The 21938-nt window shown below is 64.7% G+C and carries 21 protein-coding genes and 2 pseudogenes; 10 read left to right on the top strand and 13 right to left on the bottom strand.

Annotation, left to right across the window (positions count from 1 at the left end; translation table 11 throughout):
- The first annotated feature begins 9 nt into the window (after window positions 1-9).
- The 4 genes from SOM28_RS23425 (at window position 10) to SOM28_RS23410 (ending at window position 4289) form a co-directional block, all read left to right on the top strand.
- The gene (locus SOM28_RS23425) at window positions 10-1488 is read left to right on the top strand and encodes an RNA polymerase factor sigma-54 (protein ID WP_320469607.1); all 1479 of its coding nucleotides are present in this window, start codon (window positions 10-12) and stop codon (window positions 1486-1488) included.
- A 75-nt stretch (window positions 1489-1563) separates the two neighbouring features.
- Window positions 1564-1923, top strand: coding sequence for a ribosome hibernation-promoting factor, HPF/YfiA family (hpf, locus tag SOM28_RS23420; RefSeq protein WP_147937308.1), 360 nt, complete (start codon window positions 1564-1566; stop codon window positions 1921-1923).
- 125 nt (window positions 1924-2048) lie between these two features.
- Entirely contained in the window at window positions 2049-3134 is a 1086-nt protein-coding gene (locus SOM28_RS23415; RefSeq protein ID WP_320469606.1) for an enoyl-CoA hydratase/isomerase family protein, read from the top strand.
- A gap of 84 nt (window positions 3135-3218) precedes the next feature.
- Window positions 3219-4289 carry a DUF5694 domain-containing protein gene (locus SOM28_RS23410; RefSeq protein WP_320469605.1) on the top strand — a complete coding sequence of 357 codons (1071 nt, stop codon included), beginning with the start codon at window positions 3219-3221 and terminating at the stop codon, window positions 4287-4289.
- 118 nt (window positions 4290-4407) lie between these two features.
- Here SOM28_RS23410 and SOM28_RS23405 read toward each other — a convergent pair whose 3' ends face one another.
- Complete coding sequence (locus SOM28_RS23405; protein WP_123068954.1) at window positions 4408-4593, bottom strand: type II toxin-antitoxin system VapB family antitoxin; 186 nt, start codon at window positions 4591-4593, stop codon at window positions 4408-4410.
- A gap of 137 nt (window positions 4594-4730) precedes the next feature.
- On the opposite strand from SOM28_RS23405, the gene SOM28_RS23400 reads away from it, so the two are divergent.
- Window positions 4731-4886 (top strand): hypothetical protein, encoded by a 156-nt coding sequence (locus SOM28_RS23400; protein ID WP_320469604.1) that lies wholly within the window; start codon window positions 4731-4733, stop codon window positions 4884-4886.
- Between the two features lie 15 nt (window positions 4887-4901).
- Here SOM28_RS23400 and rapZ read toward each other — a convergent pair whose 3' ends face one another.
- The 5 genes from rapZ to ilvA all read right to left on the bottom strand — a co-directional run bounded on the left by rapZ (window position 4902) and on the right by ilvA (window position 10259).
- The gene (rapZ, locus tag SOM28_RS23395; RefSeq protein WP_320469603.1) at window positions 4902-5780 is read right to left on the bottom strand and encodes an RNase adapter RapZ; all 879 of its coding nucleotides are present in this window, start codon (window positions 5778-5780) and stop codon (window positions 4902-4904) included.
- Between the two features lie 54 nt (window positions 5781-5834).
- Window positions 5835-6770: an HPr(Ser) kinase/phosphatase gene (gene hprK / locus SOM28_RS23390; RefSeq protein ID WP_005663306.1), complete on the bottom strand. Its 936-nt coding sequence runs from the start codon at window positions 6768-6770 to the stop codon at window positions 5835-5837.
- Window positions 6771-6838: 68 nt separating this feature from the next.
- Complete coding sequence (locus SOM28_RS23385) at window positions 6839-7321, bottom strand: PTS sugar transporter subunit IIA (protein ID WP_123068952.1); 483 nt, start codon at window positions 7319-7321, stop codon at window positions 6839-6841.
- Between the two features lie 366 nt (window positions 7322-7687).
- Window positions 7688-8515 (bottom strand): NADPH-dependent 7-cyano-7-deazaguanine reductase QueF, encoded by an 828-nt coding sequence (gene queF, locus SOM28_RS23380; protein ID WP_320469602.1) that lies wholly within the window; start codon window positions 8513-8515, stop codon window positions 7688-7690.
- 205 nt (window positions 8516-8720) lie between these two features.
- A complete protein-coding gene (ilvA, locus tag SOM28_RS23375; protein WP_320469601.1) occupies window positions 8721-10259 on the bottom strand; it encodes a threonine ammonia-lyase, biosynthetic in 1539 nt (512 codons plus the stop codon).
- A 195-nt stretch (window positions 10260-10454) separates the two neighbouring features.
- Here ilvA and SOM28_RS23370 point away from each other — a divergent pair, with 195 nt between their 5' ends.
- The 5 genes from SOM28_RS23370 (at window position 10455) to SOM28_RS23350 (ending at window position 16654) form a co-directional block, all read left to right on the top strand.
- On the top strand, window positions 10455-10958 hold the full coding sequence (locus SOM28_RS23370) for a YqaA family protein (RefSeq protein ID WP_320469600.1): 504 nt from the start codon (window positions 10455-10457) through the stop codon (window positions 10956-10958).
- Window positions 10959-10968: 10 nt separating this feature from the next.
- Window positions 10969-11562 carry a flavin reductase family protein gene (locus SOM28_RS23365; protein ID WP_320469599.1) on the top strand — a complete coding sequence of 198 codons (594 nt, stop codon included), beginning with the start codon at window positions 10969-10971 and terminating at the stop codon, window positions 11560-11562.
- A 198-nt stretch (window positions 11563-11760) separates the two neighbouring features.
- Window positions 11761-15771, top strand: coding sequence for a DUF3683 domain-containing protein (locus tag SOM28_RS23360; RefSeq protein WP_320469598.1), 4011 nt, complete (start codon window positions 11761-11763; stop codon window positions 15769-15771).
- The gene (locus SOM28_RS23355; RefSeq protein ID WP_123068946.1) at window positions 15768-16199 is read left to right on the top strand and encodes an HIT family protein; all 432 of its coding nucleotides are present in this window, start codon (window positions 15768-15770) and stop codon (window positions 16197-16199) included. The genes SOM28_RS23360 and SOM28_RS23355 overlap by 4 nt, the downstream gene beginning before the upstream one ends.
- A gap of 14 nt (window positions 16200-16213) precedes the next feature.
- Entirely contained in the window at window positions 16214-16654 is a 441-nt protein-coding gene (locus SOM28_RS23350; RefSeq protein WP_123068945.1) for a gamma-butyrobetaine hydroxylase family protein, read from the top strand.
- A gap of 89 nt (window positions 16655-16743) precedes the next feature.
- Here the strand turns inward: SOM28_RS23350 and SOM28_RS23345 are convergent.
- The 7 genes and pseudogenes from SOM28_RS23345 to SOM28_RS23315 all read right to left on the bottom strand — a co-directional run.
- Window positions 16744-16851, bottom strand: a pseudogene (locus SOM28_RS23345) (cold-shock protein); the annotation flags it as partial.
- A 331-nt stretch (window positions 16852-17182) separates the two neighbouring features.
- Window positions 17183-17389: a cold-shock protein gene (locus SOM28_RS23340; RefSeq protein WP_109345346.1), complete on the bottom strand. Its 207-nt coding sequence runs from the start codon at window positions 17387-17389 to the stop codon at window positions 17183-17185.
- A gap of 195 nt (window positions 17390-17584) precedes the next feature.
- Entirely contained in the window at window positions 17585-19108 is a 1524-nt protein-coding gene (locus SOM28_RS23335) for a hypothetical protein (protein ID WP_320469597.1), read from the bottom strand.
- 36 nt (window positions 19109-19144) lie between these two features.
- Entirely contained in the window at window positions 19145-19672 is a 528-nt protein-coding gene (locus SOM28_RS23330) for a hypothetical protein (protein ID WP_123070779.1), read from the bottom strand.
- A gap of 12 nt (window positions 19673-19684) precedes the next feature.
- Complete coding sequence (locus SOM28_RS23325) at window positions 19685-20359, bottom strand: C39 family peptidase (protein WP_123070778.1); 675 nt, start codon at window positions 20357-20359, stop codon at window positions 19685-19687.
- A 7-nt stretch (window positions 20360-20366) separates the two neighbouring features.
- Window positions 20367-20768 carry a hypothetical protein gene (locus tag SOM28_RS23320; RefSeq protein WP_320469596.1) on the bottom strand — a complete coding sequence of 134 codons (402 nt, stop codon included), beginning with the start codon at window positions 20766-20768 and terminating at the stop codon, window positions 20367-20369.
- A gap of 102 nt (window positions 20769-20870) precedes the next feature.
- Window positions 20871-21938 (bottom strand): annotated as a pseudogene (locus SOM28_RS23315) (hypothetical protein); the annotation flags it as partial.

The following is a 21938-nucleotide window of genomic DNA, read 5'->3' as shown; positions in this document are numbered from 1 at the left end:
GACGCCTAGATGAAACAGTCCCTGCAACTCCGCACTTCGCAGCACCTCGCGCTTACGCCGCAACTGCAGCAGTCGATCCGGTTGCTGCAACTGTCGACGCTCGAGCTGCACCAGGAGATCGAGCAGATACTGGGCGATAACCCCTTGCTCGAGCGGCTCGACGATCCGCTCGACCGGTCGGTGCGTTTGCTGGCCGATGGCGCGATCAACAATGCACCCGCCAGCGGCGAAGCGCCGCCGGCGCCCGGCCAGCAGGCCGAGGGCGAGGGTGCGCCGGCGCAGGATGGCGAAGGTTTCGAGGGCGGCGCCGACAACGATCGCGTTGATGCCGACTGGAGCGAGGGCGGTGCGCCGTCTTCCGGCAGCGGCGGCGAGGACGAGGACGGCCGCCCGCAACTGGAAGCCTGCGCCATCACCCTGCGCGAACACCTGATGGAACAGGTGCGCGAAGCCACCCTGTCGGCGCGCGACCGTGCGCTGGCCGAGCTGGTGATCGATGCGCTGGACGACAACGGCTACATCGAGGAACCGCTCGACGAGATCCACGCGCGGTTGCCCGAAGAGCTCGATATCGAGATCGACGAGCTGCGCTGCGCGCTGGCGCTGGTGCAGAGCATGGACCCGGTGGGCGTCGGCGCGCGCAGCGCGGCCGAGTGCCTGGCGCTGCAGATCCGGCGCATGCCGGGTGTGCCGATGGTCACGCGCCGCATGGCCCTCAAGATCGTCGAGGGTTACCTGAGCTGGTTCGCCCAGCGCGAATACAGCAAGCTGAAAAAAGCGCTCGACTGCGACGACGAAGACTTGCGCGAGGTGCAGGCCGTGGTGCGCCAATGCAATCCGCACCCGGGCGCGGCGTTCGCTTCGAACGTGTCGGACTATGTGGTGCCGGACGTGATCGTGCGCCGTTCCAAGAGCGGCTGGGCGGTCACCCTGAACCCCGACGTGATGCCGCGCCTGCGCGTCAACAGCCTGTACGCCAGCCTGCTCAAGCAGGGCAAGAGCGAGGCGCAGATGGGCGCGCAGATGCAGGAAGCGAAGTGGCTCATCAAGAATATGCGCCAGCGTTTCGACACCATCCTGCGTGTGGCGGAGGCCATCGTCGAGCGCCAGCGCAATTTTTTCTCCCATGGCGCGGTTGCCATGCGGCCCCTTGTTTTACGTGAGATAGCTGATACACTAGGCCTACACGAGAGCACAATTTCTCGTGTCACAACCCAGAAATACATGCTGACCCCGCACGGCATGTTTGAGTTGAAGTATTTCTTCGGCAGCCACGTTGCCACCGAGGCGGGAGGCGAAGCATCCTCGACGGCAATCCGTGCGCTCATCGCACAATTGACAGGAGCAGAAGACCCTAGGAACCCTTTATCCGATAGCAAGATCGCGGAGATGCTCGGGGAACAAGGCATGGTCATCGCGCGCCGCACGGTTGCAAAATACCGTGAAGCCCTCAAGATACCCCCTGTAAGCCTCCGCAAGTCCTTGTAACTGCGCCGTCCACACCCGTCGTGCCTTGTCGCGTTGGTGCGGTCCACACGGTGCAACATTTTCAAAGGAGTGTGTATGAACCTCACAATCAGTGGCCATCATCTCGAAGTAACCCCCGCCATCCGTGAATACGTTCAGAATAAGCTCGAGCGCATCATTCGCCATTTCGACCAGGTGATCGACACCCACGTCTTCCTGGCCGTCGACAACCTCACTGAAAAAGAAAAAAGGCAGAAAGCAGAGATCAACGTCCAGGTGTCGGGAAAGACCCTGCACGTGGCAAGCGTTGCACAAGACCTGTACGCCGCGATCGATACGCTGATGGATAAGCTGGACCGACAGATCCTCAAACACAAGCAGCAACTGAAAGACCATAGCCGTACTTCGATCAAACGCATGCCGGAAATCGACGGCGAAGACGCTGCTGTCGCCTGATCAGGCGCAGGGCTCACACTAGCTAAGGGCGTCTGAGGGGACGCCCTTTTTGCATCCAGCCTCCCCGGTACTACGCGCATCTATGTGTTCGGTAAAATGCATGTCTTTCCATTACGGATCACGCCATGACCGACCACGTCCTGACCCGCATCGCCAACCGCACCGGCATCATCACCCTGGACCGCCCAAAGGCGCTCAATTCGCTGTCGCTCGAGATGGTGCGCGCGCTGACCGACGTGCTGCGCGCCTGGGAGCATGACGGGCAGGTCGAGGCGGTCGTACTGACCAGCAGCAGCGAGAAGGCCTTGTGCGCGGGCGGCGACATCCGCTTCTTCCATGAGGTCGGCCATGCGTCGCCGATGGGCGGCAGCGCGCTGCTCGAGGATTTCTTCACCGAAGAATACGCGCTGAACCACCTGATCCATTTCTATCCGAAGCCCTATATCGCCATCATGGATGGCGTCGTGATGGGCGGCGGCATGGGCATCGCCCAGGGCGGCCCGGATTGCGGGCTGCGCATCGTGACCGAGCGTACCAGGATGGCCATGCCCGAGGTGAACATCGGCCTGTTCCCCGACGTCGGCGGCAGCCACTTCCTGTCGCATGCGCCGAGACAGCTGGGCAACTACCTGGGCCTGACCGGACTGACGATCGGCGCCGCCGACGCGCTGTATATCGGCCTGGCCGACGTGTTCGTGCCAAGCGCCGAGTTGCCTGACCTGAAGGCATTGATCGCGTCGACGCAAGGCGCCGGGCTGCCGGCGGCGATCCGCGCCTTCGCGGCGCCGTTTGCTGCAATGGCGGGGGCAAGCGAATTGCAGGTCCGGCGCAAGAGCATCGATGCGCATTTCGGCGCGGCGTCGGTCGCCGCGATCATGGGATCGCTCGAAGGCGACGCAACACCGTTCGCACACAAGGCGCTGGCCGCCATGCGCCAGCGTTCGCCCCTGTTGATGTGCGTGACCCACGAACTGCTGGCGCGCGGCGCCGCGCTCGACGTGGCCGACTGCCTGCGCATGGAACGCTCGCTGGTGCGCCACAATTTCGAGCATGGCGAAGTGCTGGAAGGCATACGCGCACTGGTAATCGACAAGGACAATGCGCCGCAATGGAATCCGCCATCGCTCGACCAGGTCACGCCCGGGATGGTGGCGCGCTTCTTCGAACCGGTGTGGCCGGAGCACGCGCATCCGCTCAGGCATCTTGCATAAACGTTTCCATGCATATCCATTTTTGCGTGACATCGTAGCGACGGGGTGTGAACATCGGGCCTTCATGATTTGAAAGGAAGACCGATGCGCCTGCGTGCCCTGCTGATCTCGATGACTTTATGCGGCAGCGCCGCCGCGCAGGACTACCAGCCGGCCTTCGATCCGAGCCGGCTCAAGGGCCCCACGACAGGGCCGGTCAACGAAATCATGGTGCTCGGCTCGCCCCACCTGGCGCATTTGCCCAGGACCTTCCAGGCATCGAGCCTGGCTCCGCTGAACGAACGGCTCGCGGCCTGGAAGCCGCAGGCGATCGCGGTCGAGGACCGCTCCGGGCCGCAGTGCGATTTCATGCGCCGTTATGCGGCGCGCTACCAGGAGGCGGTCGACACCTATTGCCGGGATACCGCGCCGGCCAGGGCGGCGACCGGGCTCGACGTGCCGCAGGCCACCGCCGAGGCCGAAAAGCTGCTGGCTGCCTGGCCCGCAGCGCCCTCGGCGGCCCAGCGGCGGCATCTGGCGGCCGTGTTCATGGCGGGCGGCGAGGAGGCGTCGGCCGTGGTCCAGTGGCTCCGCCTGTCCATCGCCGAGCGCCGCACCGGCGATGGGCTCGATGACGTCCTGGTCGCGCGGCTGCAAAAGCTCGCGGTCCATCCCAACGAAAGCGTGTCGATCGCGGCGCAGCTGGCAGCGCGGCTGGGGCATGAACGCGTGTATGCGATGGATGACCAGACGGCAGGCCGTCCCTACGCCGACCGCAAGGCGGCGGGCGAGGCGATCATGAAGGCCTGGGACAATCCGGCCAATGCGAAGCGCAAGAAAGAGGACGAGGTCCTCGACCGGGGCGTCGATACCCCGGAAGGGCTGCTGGCAATGTACCGCGCCTACAACTCGCCGGCCCACGTTGCGGCGACCTTCGAGATCGACTTCGGCGCGGCGATGAACGAACCGTCACCGCAGCGCTTCGGCCGCGCCTACGTGGGCTACTGGGAAACGCGCAACCTGCGCATGGCGGCCAATATCCGCGACGTGGTGGGTGTGATGCCGGGCACGCGGCTGCTGGTCATTGTCGGTGCTTCGCACAAGGGGTATCTGGAAGCCTACCTGCATCAGATGCATGATGTGCGGGTGGTGGATACGGCGGCGGTGCTGCGGTAAATGCCGCACGATCGCACCGGGATAGGTTCTTATCGCAATGCAGGTCCGTGGCTCGCGGCAAAGCGCGCAGCGGGTTTGTCGAGCCGCTTACCTCGCGTCGATAGTCGCGAGCAGGGCGTCAGCAACGAGGTATCTCGGACATGTCTGGTGCAGCCCCACCAAGAGCAGCAAGACGTTTGGCTGCTTGCACGCGCACGAATGTCTTGATCGCCTCCCTGAACAAGTCCGCCTTGTCCATCTCTGGGTCAGCCATCTCCAGCGCTTTCGCATAGAGCTCATCATCGATAGTGACTGTCGTTCGCATGGCACTTTTCCTGCATGGGAAAGAAAGTCATTTTGCGTGAATCGGAAAATCCCTGCAAGCCAGCGGTGAGAATGCGTGAGCCTGCAAGCCATCTCTGTGTGCTACTGTCAGACTTTTATCAATCATGACAGCTGCCCATGATTTCCTGGCAAGACCTGATCTCTAGATACCGCGCGCCCCCGCCGTTCGTGAAAGCATCCCTGGCCATCAGCGCCGTGTCGCTGTCGTTCCTCCTCCCATATCACATGGGTGAGAGCGTAGGCGTCGCTGCCTATTACTTCTTCAATAGCTGAACAGCGACTACGAGATCATGCCGCCGGATTCTTCGGCTGCTCCCGATGCCGCACGATCACCCGTTCGGTATCGCCGAAATAGGCGCCGAGGTGCTCGGCCATGTACACCGAGCGGTGCTGGCCGCCGGTGCAGCCCACCGCCACCGTCAGGTAGCTGCGGTTATCGGTCTTGAACGAAGGCAGCCACTTGGCCACGAAGGCGCGGATGTCGGCCAGCATCTCGATCGCGCTCGGCTGGGCGTCGAGGAAGTCGATCACCGGCTGGTCCTTGCCGGTGAGTGGCCGCAGCGCCAGGTCGTAATACGGATTCGGGATCGCGCGCACGTCGAACACGAAGTCGGCGTCGAGCGGCACGCCGACCTTGAACGCGAACGATTCGAAGAACAGCGTCAGCGGCGCATGGTCGACCTCGGCCAGCTCCTTGATCCAGGCGCGCAGCTTGTTGGCCGAGAGTTCCGAGGTGTCGATCACGTGGCCCAAGTTCTCGATCGAGGACAGGCGCTCGCGCTCTTCGGCGATGCATTCGATCAGGGTGCGGCGCGAGGCCGGGTTCTCGCCCGGCCGCAGCTCGTGCGACAGCGGATGGCTGCGCCGCGTTTCCGAAAAACGCGCGACCAGCGAATGGGTGCTCGAGGTCAGGAACATGACCTTGACCGCATGGCCGTCCTCGCGCATGCGGCGCACGCTCACCGGCAGTTCGACCAGCGATTCGGCGCTGCGCGCGTCGACCGCGACCGCCATCTTGGCGGTGCCGGTTTCATTGACCGTATTGACGAGGGCCGGCAGCAGGGCCGGCGGCAGGTTGTCGACGCAGTAGTAACCCGCGTCTTCCAGGACATTCAGGGCCACGGACTTGCCCGAGCCCGAGATGCCGGTGATGAGGACGATGTGCATGCGGCGATGATACCGCAACCTTCACCCGATGGCACGCCGTCGGGCCATGGACATTCAGTCCGCGCTCATCGCCTGGCGCTGGCGCTCCATGAATTCCTGCAGCGTGTCGATGCCGCGCAGTTGCAGGATGGTGTTTCGCACCGCGGCCTCGAGCAGCACCGCGATGTTGCGGCCGGCCGCCACCGGAATGACGACCTTGCGGATCGGCAGGCCCAGCACGTCCTCGGTCGGAAAGTGGAAGGGCAGGCGCTCGACCTCTTCGTCCAGCGCGCCGCGCTTGACCAGGTGCACGATCAGTTTCAGGCGCATCTTGCGCCGCACCGCCGTCTCGCCGAAGATCGCCTTGATGTCCAGCAGGCCCAGGCCGCGCACCTCCAGCAGATTCTGCAGTAGCGGCGGGCAGCGGCCCTCGATCATGTTCGGCGCGATGCGCGAGAACTCCACGGCGTCGTCGGCCACCAGGCCGTGCGAGCGCGAGATCAGCTCCAGGCCCAGTTCGCTCTTGCCCAGGCCCGAGTCGCCCGTGATCAGCACGCCCACACCCAGCACGTCCATGAACACGCCATGCATGATCACGCGCTGGGCCAGCTTCTTCGATAAATACACGCGCAGGAAGTCGATCACCTGCGCCGCCGGCAGCGGGGTCGAGAACAGCGGGATGTTCTGCTCGTCGCAGATGGCCAGGATGTCGGGCGGGGTTTCCAGGCCTTGCGCGATGATCAGCGCGGGCGGACCGCCGCCGATCAATTCGCCGACCACGTGGCTGCGCGAATTGGCCTTGAGGCGGTGATAGTAGTCGAGTTCCTGGTGGCCGAACACCTGGATGCGGCCCGGGTGGATCAGGTTCAGGTGGCCGACCTGGTCGGCGGCCGAGGCGGCGTCGCCGGCGATCTGGCGTTCACCGCCGGGAAAGCCCGCGAACCAGCCGAGTTGCAGGCTGTCGCGGTTGTCGTCGTACAGCCGTTGGATGGTCAGCGGAGACTGCAGCATGGGCATTGTCGTCGTCGCAAAAAAGGCGCGCGCGGCGTGATTGCCGCGCGTTTCACTAGACGCTCAGTTTAACCCAGAGCCTGGAGGCTGGGTTGCCAGTTGATAATGCGGTCATGCACCGATCGCGGATCCGGATCGGTCGCCAGGGCAGTGCGCACCGACTCGTCGGAGAACAGCTCGGCGATCTCGGACAGGATCTCGAGGTGCTGCTGGGTGACGTGATCGGGGATCAGCAGGAAGAACAGCAGGCTCACCGGCTGGCCGTCGGGCGACTCGAACGGAATCGGCTCCTTCAGGCGCACGAAGGCAGCCAGCGGCGACTTGAGGCTCTTGCTGCCCTTGATGCGGCCGTGCGGGACGGCAACGCCGTGTCCCAGGCCCGTCGAGCCCAGGCGTTCGCGCGCGAACAGGTTGTCCGACACGATCGAGCGGGCGATGCCGCAGTTGTTCTCGAAGATCAGGCCGGCTTGCTCGAAGGCTCGTTTCTTGCTCGACACTTCGATATCGAGTTGCACGTTCTCGAGCGAGAGGATTTTGCTTAGATTCGTCATAACGTGGGTGCGATGCACGCGTGGAGTGCTTGCGAGCACGGGATTATAGGCCTGTTTGGGGCCTGAGACACTCGATTTCGCGACAGTTTGGGCTTCTCGCCGAACGGCCGCACGATACCCGTCGAAACGGGATAAGCAGTTAGTTGACTTGCATCAACATCGTTACGCAATTTCCTCAACGAATCAGCTGTTGAGGCCAGCAATCGTATGCCGGTCCTCCTGTTTACCGATGATTGCTCGAAGACCTGCTAAAAAACAAGGCAGGTCGTTCAGTATCGTATAGCAAAAGGTGGCGCCATGCACGGTGCATGGCTGTCGCCTAAAACGCACAAGCGTGCGGGTAATATCCTGACAGAAATTGGATGTTTACTGGCGCGCGCCGCGCAGATTGCCCGGTTTGCCGGTGCTGAAGTTGGCCCGCCATGGATTGATGTCCAGCCCGCCGCGCCGCGTGTAGCGCGCATACACGGCCAGCTTGCTCGGCTGGCACTGGCGCAGCACGTCCATGAAGATGCGCTCCACACACTGCTCGTGGAACTCGTTGTGCTCGCGGAAGCCGATCAGGTATTTCAGCAAGCCTTCCTGGTCGATCTGCGGGCCGACGTAGCGGATCTGCACCGTGCCCCAGTCCGGCTGGCCAGTGACCAGGCAATTGGACTTGAGCAGGTGCGACACCAGTGTTTCTTCGACCGGCGCGTCCTCGTGGTTGGCCTTGAGCAGGTGCGGGGCCGGCGAGTAAGCGTCGATCTCGATGTCGAGGCGATCGAGCAGCGTACCTTCCAGCTCGCCCATCTTGATGCCACCGAATTGTTCCGGGCTGGTCAGGGTGACGTGGACCGGCGCGCCGAAGCCGTTCGACAGGTCGTCGCGCAGCAGGGCCAGCAGGGCCTCGGGACCGGCGAGGCGGGTCTGGTTGAACGAGTTCAGGTACAGCTTGAACGACTTCGATTCGATGATGTTCGGCGAATCGGCTGGCGCCGTCACGGTCGCGATCGCGACCTGCGGCTTGCCGCGCATGTTCAGCCACGACAATTCATAGGCGTTCCAGATGTCGACCCCGAAGAAGGGGAGCGTGCCCGAGAGGCCCAGTTCCTCGCGCTTTTGCTGGCGCGGGATCGGGAACAGCAGCTCCGGGGCGTACTGGCTCTGGTAGGCGGAAGATTTGCCAAGCGGCGATTGATCAGGGGTATTCATAAATAAGGTCGGTCATTCTGCGCCATGGCATAAGACCACCAGCGCTTGAACGTCGTTCCCGCGAAGGCGGGAACCCAAGTGTGCATGCAGGGCGGCGACGTTCGATCTTGCCGGCGACGCACAGGACTTGGGTTCCCGCCTGCGCGGGAACGACGGCTTCGAGGCTGGCGTTGGAACGGCGCAGACTCTGTTCAACAGGTGGGGCCTACGCCCCCAAAAACAATTTATAGACGGGATTCCCGCTCTCGTCCCAGTAGCGGTAACCGAGCGAGGCCAGGAACTGGCGGAACTCATCCATCTCGGCCTGCGGCACTTGCAGCCCGACCAGGATGCGCCCCACGTCGCCGCCCTGGTTGCGGTAGTGGAACAGCGAGATATTCCAGTTCGGCGCCATGCTGTCCAGGAAGCGCATGAGCGCACCCGGCCGTTCGGGGAACTCGAAACGATACAGCAATTCGTCATGCGCAAGTGAACTTTTCCCACCCACCAGGTGGCGGATATGCAGCTTGGCCAGCTCGTCGTAGGTGAGATCCAGCGTCTTGTAGCCGTGTTCCTCGAAGGTGCGCGCCAGCAGGCCTGATTCGCTGCGGTTGCCCACCTGCACGCCGACGAAGACGTGGGCCTCGCTTTCATCGCTGATGCGGTAATTGAACTCGGTGACGTTGCGCGGGCCGACCAGCGCGCAGAAACGGCGGAAGCTGCCGCGCTGCTCGGGCACGGTCACGGCAAACACCGCTTCGCGCGATTCGCCCAGCTCGGCGCGCTCGGCCACGAAGCGCAGGCGGTCGAAGTTCATATTGGCGCCGCAGGCCACCGCCACCAGCGTTTCGTTTTTGATCGGCTCGCGGTTCATCTGCGAGCGCTCGATATAGGCCTTGGCGCCGGCCACCGCCAGCGCGCCGGCCGGCTCGAGGATGCTGCGCGTATCCTGGAACACGTCCTGGATCGCGGCGCAGATGGCGTCGGTGTCGACCAGGATGATCTCGTCGACCACTTGCTGGGCGACGCGGAAGGTTTCTTCTCCCACCAGGCGCACCGCGGTGCCGTCCGAGAACAGGCCGACGTCGGTCAGGGTGACGCGCTGGCCGGCCTTCAGGCTGCGCGCCATCGCGTCCGAATCCAGGGTCTGCACGCCGATGATCTTGATGTCGGGGCGGATCTGTTTCACATAGGCGCCGATGCCTGCGATCAGCCCGCCGCCGCCGATGGCGACGAAGATCGCGTGGATCGGGCTCGACAGCTGGCGCAGGATTTCCATGCCGATCGTGCCCTGGCCGGCGATCACGTCCGGATCGTCGAAGGGGTGCACGAAGGTCAGGCGCTGCTCTTTTTCCAGCAGCAGCGCGTGGTTGTAGGCGTCGGTGTAGGAGTCGCCATGCAGCACGATTTCGACGCTGGCGCCGCCGCGCGCCTTGACCGCATCGATCTTCACTTGCGGGGTGGTGGTCGGCATCACGATCAGCGCGCGGCAGCCCAGGCGGCAGGCCGACAGCGCCACGCCCTGGGCATGGTTGCCGGCCGAGGCGCAGATCACGCCGCGCTTGAGTTGCTCGGGCGTGAGGTTCGCCATCTTGTTGTAGGCGCCGCGCAGCTTGAAGCTGAACACGCTCTGCATGTCCTCGCGCTTGAAATAAATGCGGTTGCCCATCCGTTGGGACAGGGTCGGGGCGAGGTCGAGCGGCGTCTGTTCGGCGACGTCGTAGACGCGGGCGGTCAGGATTTTTCTGAGGTAGTCGGTAGTCATGGTCGGGTTGCAAAAGTCATGCCGGAAAGACCGGCGGGACGGACGACGCGAACTGTTCCGCTAGGGTGGGTGACCGTGGCGCAAAGGTCGATATGACGGGCTGGGTGACAGGCTCGTCGTATCGTGTCGTGACGAAAGTACCGGATCATTATAATGGAGGCTTATTGTCACCACTAGGCCATCACCTAAGCCCGCATGATCGAATCCGCTGTCCAATGGCTGCTTGACTTCCTGGCTGCACCGACCGTCGGGCTGACCTCGATCTTCATCGTCAGTTTCGTCTCCGCCACCTTGCTGCCGCTCGGCTCCGAGCCGGCCGTGTTCGCCGTGATCAAGGCCAATCCCGATATGTTCTGGCCGGCAATCCTGGTCGGGACGCTCGGCAATACCCTGGGCGGCGCTTTCGATTACTTCCTCGGCTACCGCGCCAAGGTCGCGTTCGCGAAAGAGCGCCAGAGCCGCTGGTTCGGCTGGCTCAAGCGCTATGGCGCCAAGACCATGCTGCTGTCGTGGCTGCCGGGTATCGGCGATCCGCTGTGCACGCTGGCCGGCTGGCTGCACCTGCCGTTCTGGCCCAGCGTCATGTATATGGCGATCGGCAAGTTCGCGCGCTATCTCACCATGACGCTGGCGCTGCTGTACATCCCGGACAGTTTCTGGACCAATCTCGGTGATATGCTGACCCGTTTCACCGGCTGAGGATTGCACGATGAGCGAACGCCTTCCCGTACCACTGGAAAAAGCCTACCGGCTGATGAACCACGGCCCGACCGTACTCGTGTCGAGCCGCCATGGCGAGGCCGTCAACGTCATGGCGGCCTCATGGGCGATGCCGCTCGATTTCGCGCCGCCGAAAGTGGCGGTGGTGCTCGACAAGAGCACGCTCACGCGCAGGATGGTCGAGGCGTCCGGCGAGTTCGCCCTGATGGTGCCGTCGCGCGAGCTGGCGCGGCTGACCCTGCAGGTCGGCGGGGCCACGGGCAACGAGGTCGACAAGTTCGCCGCCTTCGGCGCCGGCTACTGGACCGGCACGCAAACCGGCGTGCCGCTGCTGGACGGCTGCCTGGCCTGGCTCGAATGCCGTTTGCTCCCCGAGCCGCACATCCAGGACACCTACGACCTGTTCCTTGGCGAGGTAGTCGCCGCCTGGGCCGATCCCGCGGTATTCCGCGACGGGCACTGGCATATGGACGAGGGCGGAAAGAAAAGCATCCACTACGTCGCCGGCGGCCACTTCTTCGAAACCGGCGCGGCCTTCGAGGCGAGCGCAGAGCTGCCGGAACCGTCCAACAACGCCGGATGACATATGCCATTCGGGTCGTGAGGCTTTATGAATGATGCAACGTGGCCGTTTTCAGAAAATTAAGTTTGGCCTTTCAAATTAGTATAGACATTTTGTTGTGCCGGGCAGAACGGCGGGCCGGGCATTAACCGAGCGTGGTGCATCGCAATAAGCTAGAATGAACGTCCTTCGGGCCTGTCCGATCGTCGACCAGAATTCATGAACGCCCCCGCACACATCCATACCCTGCTTGCCGACAACGCACCCGCGCGCCTGCGCGAGATCCCTTATAACTACACCTCGTTCTCGGACCGCGAAATCGTGATCCGCCTGCTCGGTGAGTCATCGTGGGAGTTGCTCGACAGCCTGCGCGGCGCGCGCCAGACCGGCCGTTCGGCGCGCATGCTGTACGAAGTGCTGGGCGATATCTGGGTGGTGCGCCGCAACCCCTATCTGCAGGACGACATGCTGGACAACCCGAAGCGCCGGGCCAAGCTGATCGAAGCGCTGCACCACCGCCTGGGCGAAGTCGACAAGCGCCGCACCACGGTCGATGCGCAGGATGGCGGAGACCCTGACGTCGTCGCCAACCGCAGCGCCGCCGTCGAGCAGCTGCTGGCCGCTGCGCGCCGCGCCGTGGACGACTTCGGCCGCGAATTCGCCGAAACCTACGACCTGCGCAAGCGCGCCACCAAAGTGCTGGGCGCCTACACCGACAAGCGCAACATCCGCTTCGACGGCATGCACCGCACCTCGCACGTGACCGACGCCACCGACTGGCGCGTCGAGTATCCCTTCCTGGTCCTGCTGCCGGACAGCGAGGACGAGATGGCCGGCCTGGTCAAGGGCTGCATCGAGCTGGGATTGACCATCATCCCGCGCGGCGGCGGCACCGGCTACACCGGCGGCGCGATTCCGCTCACGCCGATGTCGGCCGTGATCAATACCGAAAAGCTGATCGGCATCGGCGAGGTCGAGATGACGACCATGCCGGGCCTGGGCCGCGAATACGCGACCATCCACACCTATGCCGGCGTCGTCACACAGCGGGTATCGCAGGCGGCCGAGAAGGCCGGCTTCGTGTTCGCGGTCGACCCGACCTCGGCCCACGCGTCCTGCGTGGGCGGCAATATTGCGATGAACGCGGGCGGCAAGAAGGCCGTGTTGTGGGGCACGGCGCTCGACAACCTGGCTTCGTGGCGCATGGTCGACCCGAATGGCGACTGGCTCGACGTCACCCGCATCAACCACAACCTGGGCAAGATCCACGACGCGCCGACGGCCGAATTCCTGCTCGAATGGACGCACCCTTCCGCCAAGGGCGCGCCGAAGGGCCAGCCGTTCCGCACCGAGACCCTGACCATTGAGGGCAAGCGCTTCCGCAAGGAAGGCCTGGGCAAGGACGTCACCGACAAATTCCTGGCCGGCCTGCCGGGCATCCAGAAAGAGGGCACCGATGGCCTGATCACGTCGGGCCGCTGGATCCTGCACAAGATGCCCAAGTTCACCCGCACGGTGGCGCTGGAGTTCTTCGGCCAGGCGCGCGACGCGATCCCGTCGATCGTCGAGATCAAGGATTACCTGGACAGCCTGCCGAAGAACGGCGACCCGGCGTTTGCCACCCTGCGCCTGGCGGGCCTGGAACACCTCGACGAGCGCTACCTGCGCGCGGTCGGCTACGCCACCAAGTCCAAGCGCGGCGTGCTGCCCAAGATGGCGCTGTTCGGCGACATCGTCGGCGACGACGAGAACGCGGTGGCGCTGGCCGCCTCCGAAGTGGTGCGCCTGGCCAATACCCGCGTGGGCGAGGGCTTCGTCGCCGTCAGCCCCGAGGCGCGCAAGAAGTTCTGGCTCGATCGGGCCCGCACCGCGGCCATCGCGCGCCATACCAACGCCTTCAAGATCAATGAAGACGTGGTCATTCCGCTGAACCGGATGGGCGAGTACACCGACGGCATCGAGCGCATCAACGTCGAGCTGTCGATCAAGAACAAGCTGCAGCTGGTGGACCAGTTGCGCGCCTACCTCGCCAGCGACCACCTGCCGCTGGCCAAGAGCGACGACGCCAGCGGCGACGGCGTCGACCGCGACGAGATCATGGGCGACCGTCCGCTGCAGGCGCGCGTCCTGGTCGACCTGGTCGACAAGCGCTGGACCTTCATCCTGGCCAATCTCGATGCGCCGCTGGCCGACGTGCGCGAGCAGCTGCAGACCCTGGGCCTCGACCACCTGAACGAAGCGCTCGAACAGCGCCTGGCGATCCAGCCCGATGCGCGCCTGTTCGACGCGGTGCAAGACCATACCGTGCGCGTCTCATGGAAGGCCGAAGTGCGCGCGCCGCTGCGCCAGATCTTCAACGGCGCCGCCTACCAGTGCATCCTCGACGAAGCGGTCGCGATCCACAAGCGCGTGCTGCGTTCTCGCGTGTTCGTCGCCCTGCACATGCACGCGGGCGACGGCAACGTCCACACCAACCTGCCGGTGAACTCGGACGACTACGCCATGCTGCAGGATGCGCACAAGGCGGTCGAGCGCATCATGAAGCTGGCGCGTTCGCTGGACGGCGTGATCTCTGGCGAGCACGGCATCGGCATCACCAAGCTGGAATTCCTGACCGACGAAGAAATCCAGGACTTCCGCGACTACAAGGTGCGCGTCGATCCGGAAGGCCGCTTCAACAAGGGCAAGCTGCTCAACCTGGAAGGCGCCCACGCCGACCTGCGCAACGCCTACACGCCGTCGTTCGGCCTGATGGGCCACGAATCGCTGATCATGCAGCAAAGCGATATAGGCGAGATCGCCAACAGCATCAAGGACTGCCTGCGCTGCGGCAAGTGCAAGCCGGTGTGCACCACCCACGTGCCGCAGGCGAACCTGCTGTATTCGCCGCGCGACAAGATCCTGGCCACGTCGGCGCTGATCGAGGCTTTCCTGTACGAGGAACAGACCCGCCGCGGTGTCTCGCTGCGCCACTGGGAAGAGTTCGAGGACGTGTCCGACCACTGTACCGTGTGCCACAAATGCGTCACGCCCTGTCCGGTCAACATCGACTTCGGCGACGTGTCGATGAATATGCGTAACCTGCTGCGCAAGATGGACAAGCGCAGCTTCAAGCCGGCCAACCGCGCGGCCATGTTCTTCCTGAATGCGACCGACCCGACCACCATCAACGCCACGCGCAAGGTGATGATCGATTTCGGTTTCAAGGCCCAGCGCATGGGCAACCGCCTGCTCAAGGGCCTGTCCAAGCCGCAGACCGCCGCGCCGCCGCCGACGGTCGGCAAGGCGCCCGTGCGCGAGCAGGTGATCCACTTCATCAACAAGAAGATGCCGGGCAACCTGCCCAAGAAAACGGCGCGCGCGCTGCTCGACATCGAGGACGACAAGATCGTCCCGATCATCCGCAACCCCAAGAAGACCAACGCCGACACCGAAGCCGTGTTCTACTTCCCGGGCTGCGGCTCCGAGCGCCTGTTCTCGCAAGTGGGCCTGGCGACGCAGGCGATGCTGTGGGAAGTGGGCGTGCAGACCGTGCTTCCGCCGGGTTACCTGTGCTGCGGTTATCCGCAGCGCGGCGCCGGCCAGTACGACAAGGCCGACAAGATGATGACGGATAACCGCGTGCTGTTCCACCGCATGGCCAACACGCTGAACTACCTCGACATCAAGACGGTGCTGGTCTCCTGCGGCACCTGCTACGACCAGCTGGCGACCTATGAATTCGAGAAGATCTTCCCGGGCTGCCGCATCATGGACATCCATGAATACCTGCTCGAGAAAGGCGTCAAACTGGAAGGCGTGAACGGCACCCGCTATATGTACCACGAGCCTTGCCACAACCCGATGAAGCTGCAGGACTCGGTGAAGACGGTCAATGCGCTGGTCTCCACGCATGACGACGTCAAGATCGAGAAGAACGACCGCTGCTGCGGCGAGTCGGGCACGTTCGCCGTGAGCCGTCCCGACATCTCGACCCAGGTGCGCTCGCGCAAGGAAGCCGAGATGGTCAAAGGAGGCGATAAACTGCGCGCCGACGGCTTCACCGGCGACGTCAAGATCCTGACCAGCTGCCCGTCCTGCCTGCAGGGCCTGAGCCGCTACAATGATGACTCGGGCACCACCGCCGACTACATCGTGGTCGAGATCGCGAAGCACCTGCTGGGCGAGAACTGGCTGCCCGAGTACGTGGCGCGCGCCAATAACGGCGGCATCGAAAGGGTGCTGGTATGACGGCGCTGCGCGAACTAGGCTGCGAGCTGTGCAGCCTGTCCATGCCTGTGGCCTGGGCCGGCGACAAGTTCAGCGTCATCGTCGTCGACGACGCCAACTACCCCGGCTTTTGCCGCGTGATCTGGCACGACCACGTGCGCGAGATGAGCGATCTGTCTCGTGAAGACCGGCTGCTGGTGAACGAGGCCGTGTTCCTGGTCGAGCAGGCGGTGCGCGACGTCATGCAGCCGCTGAAGGTCAATGTGGCCAGCCTGGGCAATGTGGTGCCGCACCTGCACTGGCATATCATTCCGCGCTATGCGGACGACGCGCATTTCCCGGCGCCCGTGTGGGCCCAGGCGGTGCGCGAGACGCCTTCGGATATCCTGGCCGCGCGCCGCGCGCTGGCCGAACAACTGGGCGCCGCGATCGCGCGCCGTTTCAACTGATAGAGAAAAGATCCATGCCTAATCCAACCGAACTGACCGTCCACCAGAAATCGCGCGTGCTCGACATCGCCTATGACGACGGCAGCGCCTATTCGATCCCGTTCGAGCTGATGCGCGTGTACTCGCCGTCGGCCGAAGTGAAGGGCCACGGCCCGGGCCAGGAAGTGCTGCAGGTCGGCAAGCGCGAAGTCGGCATCGCCGACGTCGAGCAGGTCGGCAACTACGCGATCAAGCCGACCTTCTCGGACGGCCACGACACCGGCATCTTCAGCTGGGACTACCTGTACGAGCTGGGCCGCAGCCAGGAGTCGCTGTGGAAGCAGTACGTGGCGCGCCTGCAGGCGGCCGGCTTCGACGAAGAGACCGGCCGCGCGCCGGGCAGCATGCTGCCGGGTTCGGCGCCGGCCAAGTCGGGCGGCGGCGGTTGCGGCTCGGGAAGCTGCGGCTGCAAATAAGCGACGCGATTTGCGTCACCAAAACAAAAGAGCACATCCGAGGATGTGCTCTTTGTTTTTGTAGCCCGCCTTGGCGGGCTAATGCAGCATCAAGCCTGTGGCTGGATGTTTGCAGCCTGCTTGCCTTTAGGGCCGGCAGTGATGTCGAAGGTCACGCGCTGGTTTTCCTGCAGCGACTTGAAGCCGTTGGCGGGAACTTCGGGGTCAAACTTCGGGGTCAGGGTCAAACTTCGGGGTCAGGTCTGACAATCGGACACGGGCTCTGCAGTCCTTGACTAAACGGATCGTCTCGAGCCTTTCAAGCTGTAACGATCTGCCTCAAGGCTGAGAACGTGTCCGAATGTCAGACCTGACCCCGGTTTGTGACCCCGGTTTGTCGTGACCCCGGTTTGTCGGGTGGCGGCGGCTGCGGTTCGGGCGGTTGCGGCTGCAAATAAACAACGCGGTTTGCGTCACCCAAAACAAAAGAGCACATCCGCGGATGTGCTCTTTGTTTTTTGTAGCCCGCCTGGGCGGGCTAATGCAGCATCAAGCCTGTGGCTGGATGTTTGCAGCCTGCTTGCCTTTAGGGCCGGCAGTGATGTCGAAGGTCACGCGCTGGTTTTCCTGCAGCGACTTGAAGCCGTTGGCGTTGATCGCCGAAAAGTGCGCGAACACGTCTTCGCCGCCGCCATCAGGGGTGATGAAGCCGAAACCTTTAGCGTCGTTGAACCATTTGACAATGCCAGTAGCCATGTTAATTCCCTCAAATTTAAGTTGTTTTGCGTTGATGCCCTGTTTGCGTACCTAGGACAAAAACCAGGGCCACGCTCTACATTGCAAATCTGATTATAAGGATAATTTCTTAAAACGGAAGCAAGATTTTTCAACCGTGTTCGTATTTACCACAAGTCATCCAGGCCGCATCTTTCCACGCGGCCTTGACGCCGATCAGAACGTCATCGGCACACGCAGCGTGAGGGTGACGTCGGGGGTATCCCGGGTCACGCCGGCGCCCACCGCGATGTTCAGCGTGCGCTTGGGGCTCAGGCGATAGGAGTAGCCCAGCAGCAGGGTCCCGAGCTGGGTGCGCACCGAGCCGGCCACCGGCTGGCCGTTCTGCTTCATGCGCGCGATGGTGCTGTGGTCGTAGCCGAGGCTGAGCGACGCCTTGTCGTTCAGCGCCAGGCCCATGCCGAAGTTAAAGCCGAGCACGTAGCCCGGTTCCAGCTCGCCCAGCGGCTCGCGCACGCCGTTGCGCACCAGGCGCGTCACGTCCGAGCGCTTGAAGTTGTGCACATAGCTCAGGTTGCCGAAGAAGACGGCCGGATCCGATGGATACAGCCAGGTCAGGGTGCCTTGCAGCGAATGGAAGCCGGAGCCGGTCGGCAGGTCCAGCGGCAGACCGGTGCCGGTCACGTTCTCGCCAATGCAGCGCTGGTCGCAATCGGTCACGACTTCGAACGGGTCGCGCCCGGTGCGGCTCTTGTAGCGCAGGCCGGCGATGTAATAGCCCTTGTCGGCGCCGCCGTTATTGAGCTGGTAGCGGCCCGCGACCTCGATGTCGCCCAGGCCCTTGCCGGAGGTGTCGAACACCCGCTCGACCGCGGTGCCGGTGAACAGCTCGCGGCTGACGGTGGCGTCCGAGCGGTACACATACGGCACCTTGACCTCGACTTCCATCCGGTTGTTGATGCCGGTGCGGCCGGTGATCGCGGTGGTGAAGGTATTGCGCTTGATTTCGCGCACGTCGACCAGGCCGATCAGGATCGCCGGAATCACCGTGTAGCCGACCAGGGCCACGCGGTTGCTCGACGAATAGCCGTACTGCACCGACGGCTCGAGCACATAGGTGCCGCGCTGGGTCAGCACGCCGGGCGTGTCGCCGATCGGCGCGACTTCGGGCGGGCGGTTCGGTTCCTGGTTGTTCTGCGCCGTCTGCGGCTGTTGACCCTGCTGCTGGGCCGGCCGCTGGGTCTGCGCCTGGGCCGGACCGGGGGCAGGCAAGGTCGGCTGGTTGGGCCGCGGCTGCGGCGGCAGCGGGGCCGCCACGCCGCTCTCGGCCGGCGGCAGCACCGGCGGCTGGGCCACCGGCGCCTGCATCGACATGCCGGTGCCGCGCTGCTGCGACAGCAGCACGCCGTCGGCCAGCGCCGTCGGAATGGCGAACGGGGCGCCCGACAGCGGGGTGGTTTCTTCGACGATGCGCTCGCGCGCCGCCAGCGCCGGGGCGGTGGCCATGCCCGGGGCGCCCTGGGCCTGCATGCTTTGCAGCTGTTCGCGCTGCGCCTGGAGTTCGAGCATCAGACGGTTCACCATTGCCCGCTGTTCGGCCAGTTCGTCCTTGAGTTGGGACAGTTCGGTCTGTCGGTCCTGCTTGCCGGGTTCGGCCGCAGGTTGTTGAGCGAGCACGGGCGGCGCCAGGAGGGCGGCCGCCAGGCCGGCGGCGCCAAGCCGCGCGACGTGTGAATACATCCAGATCTCCAGTTTTATATTAACAATATTGCAATGCTACAGTGTTCCCGGGGAACGTACTACCGCGTCACGAATCGTGCTCTGGAAATTCATGTCTTTTAGCAGGGACATGCTATTCACGGTCGATGTGATGGTCGTGGCAGTGCGGATGTCTTGCCCATTGAGGGTGTTTTGCAGCAAGGTCGCGCCATTGGGCAGGTTGAGGTCGGCCGCGGCGTAGTTGTTGCCGCCGATCTGGATCAGCTGGGCCGCGCCCAGGGCGTTCTGGGCCAGGCGCGCCTGGTCGCCGGTCATCGCGGCCAGGTCGGGAATGGCGATATTGGTGCGCGCCAGGATCTCGCCGTTGACCGACACCACGCGTTCGATGCCGAGCGACAGCGACAGGCCGCCCGCGATCTCGAAGCCGCCGCGCAGGGTGTCGAGTTGCGCGGCATCGACGGGCGCGCCGAAGCCGCTCGGGCCGGCCGCCTGAGCGAGCGGCATCGCAGCGCCCGCGGTGCATAGGGCGGCCAGCAGGGCGGCCAGCAGGGCGGTGCGGTGAAAGGTAAAGGTGGGCCAGCGCATATCACATCCTTGTCAAAAATCGCCCGGGCCGAACTTCGGCAGCGAGGCGCTCAGTTGTTCCTGGTGCATGCCGGTGCCGAGCGGCGCGCGCGGGGCGCCGCGCCAGTCGGCCGGGTTGTTGAAGGCGATGCCGTCCTTGTGGCTGTGGATCACGAACAGGATCTTGTTGCGCCAGATTTCCTGGAACCGCTCCATGCTCACGACGCGGTTGCCCGTGGACGGGTCGCCGATCAGGATGCGGCCATCCTCGGCGCCCTTGACGACCACGAAGTGGTTGAAGCCGCGGTCGGTGATCAGCACGATGGCCGGCAGTTTTTCGGAGATCAGTTTTTCGATCGGCAGCTTGAAGCCGTCGGCGCGAAAACCGCGCGCGGCCAGGAAGCGCTGCATGTCGAGCAGCGAAAAGCCTTCCTTGTGAATCTTGGTCTTGTCCCCTTTTTCGTACATCTCCTGGAACACGTCCTGTTCCGGCGTCGGGGTGGCGTAGTGGTGCGACAGCAGGGTCGACAAGGCGGCGGCGCCGCAACTGTAGTCGTACTGCTGGCGCGTGGTGCGCTGGAATTTGATGTCCTTGAGGCTGGTGACGGGCACGTTGACGCGCCCGACGACCGCCAGTTCGAGCGCTGGCGCCGGAGCCGGCGCCAGCAGGATGCCGCACAGGGCGGCGAGGAAGATCCCGTGCTTCATTCTCTTCCTATTGCAGTTGCAGGTTGATGACGGTCGCGTTCTGGATCAGGACGTTCGCGCCGGAGTTCTGGATCACGACAGGCAAGCCCGAGGAGTTCGCAAACGAGCCGTTGTCGATGACGTTAAAGCCCGTGGTCACATTGGTGGCCATGTTGTTGCCGACCGTGCCGCCGAGCGTCGCCTCGGTGGTCACGATGTCGGCGCCGCCACGCAGGCCGCCCAGTTCCTCGGCGCCGGTCGTCTTGCCCCAGCCCTTGGTGAAGTCGTCTTCGCGGCTCGGTGCGACATCCACCTTCGACAGGAAGCCCACCACCACCGGCAGCTTCGCCGGTTCCGAAACCTGTGCCGCCACCGGCAGCGCCATGCAGGCCGCCAGCAGGAGAGAGCCGATCTGGGTAATCCGTTTCATGATGCCTCGCTCGAAAAGCCGCCACGCGGGGAGCCACGTGGCGGGGGACGCGGGCGGCCGGTGGTGCCGGTCGCCCGCGCGGTTGCTGCCAAGACCTTGTGATTACTGGCCGCTTGGGGTCGTGCCGCCGACGTTCATGTTCGACTGAACGTTGACGCTTTGCTGGATCAGCGACGAGAAGCCGTTGTTCTGGCTGATGATCGAGATGCCGGCTGCCGACTGGGCGATGTTGCTCATCGAGTTGGACATGTCGAAGGAACCCGCGGTCACGTTGTTCTGGCCGCCGTTGCCGCCGGTGCCGGCGCCGCCGAAGCCGCCGGTGCCTGCGCCTGCAACCATTTCGCCGGTCGAGCCGCCAGCGCCGCCGGTGCTCGAGCCGCCTGCGCCGCCGTTGCCGCCGGCGCCCGAGGTAGCGTCGCCCGAGGTGGCCGAGCCGCCGGTGGCCGAGCCGCCGGTCGACGAGCCGCCTGCGCCGCCGGTGCCGGTCGATGCGGTCGCTTCAGCGCCCGAACCGCCCATGCCGCCCGCGCCAGCCGTGCCGCCCTGGCCCGCGCCGCCTGCGCCGCCGGTGCCGGTGGCGCCGTTACCGCCGGTGCCAGCCGTGCCTGCCGCGCCCGAACCGCCCGCGCCTGCGGTGCCGGTGGCGCCGGCGCCGCCGGTGCCTGCCAGTGCCGCGCCCGAACCTGCGGTGCCGCCGGTGGCTGCGCCGCCTGCTGCGCCGGAGCCCGAGGTGTTGTCGCCAGCCGCGCCCGAACCGCCTGCGCCGCCTGCCGCGCCTGCGCCGCCGGTGCCGGCCATCGAGTCACCCGCGGTGCCCGAGCTGGCGCCGCTGGTTGGGCTGCCTGCGGTCGAGGTGCCGCCGGTGTTGGTGGCCGCGCCGCTGGCGCCGCCGGTGCCTGCGGTTTCGGAGCCCGAGCCTGGCATGCCGCCCGAACCCGAGGTCGAGGTAGCGTCGCCGATCGTAGCGCCGCCGCCGCTGGCGCCGTTCGATGCGGTCAGGGTCGAGCCCGACGATGCGCCGCCGGTGCCGCCTGCGCCGCCCAGGCCGCCTGCAGCGCCTGCGCCACCGTTGGCTTGGCCTGCGCCGCCCGCGCCGCCGGCGCCGGTGCCGATGGCGCCGTTCGCGCCGCCGTTGCCGCCAGCCAGCGAGCCGGTCGAGCCGCCTGCGCC

It is taken from the genome of Massilia sp. CFBP9026 (genome assembly GCF_034045165.1).
GTDB classification, from domain to species: Bacteria; Pseudomonadota; Gammaproteobacteria; order Burkholderiales; family Burkholderiaceae_D; genus Telluria; species Telluria arenae.
Note: the sequence above shows the minus strand (reverse complement) of the source record. Positions and strands in the feature narration are given on the sequence as shown.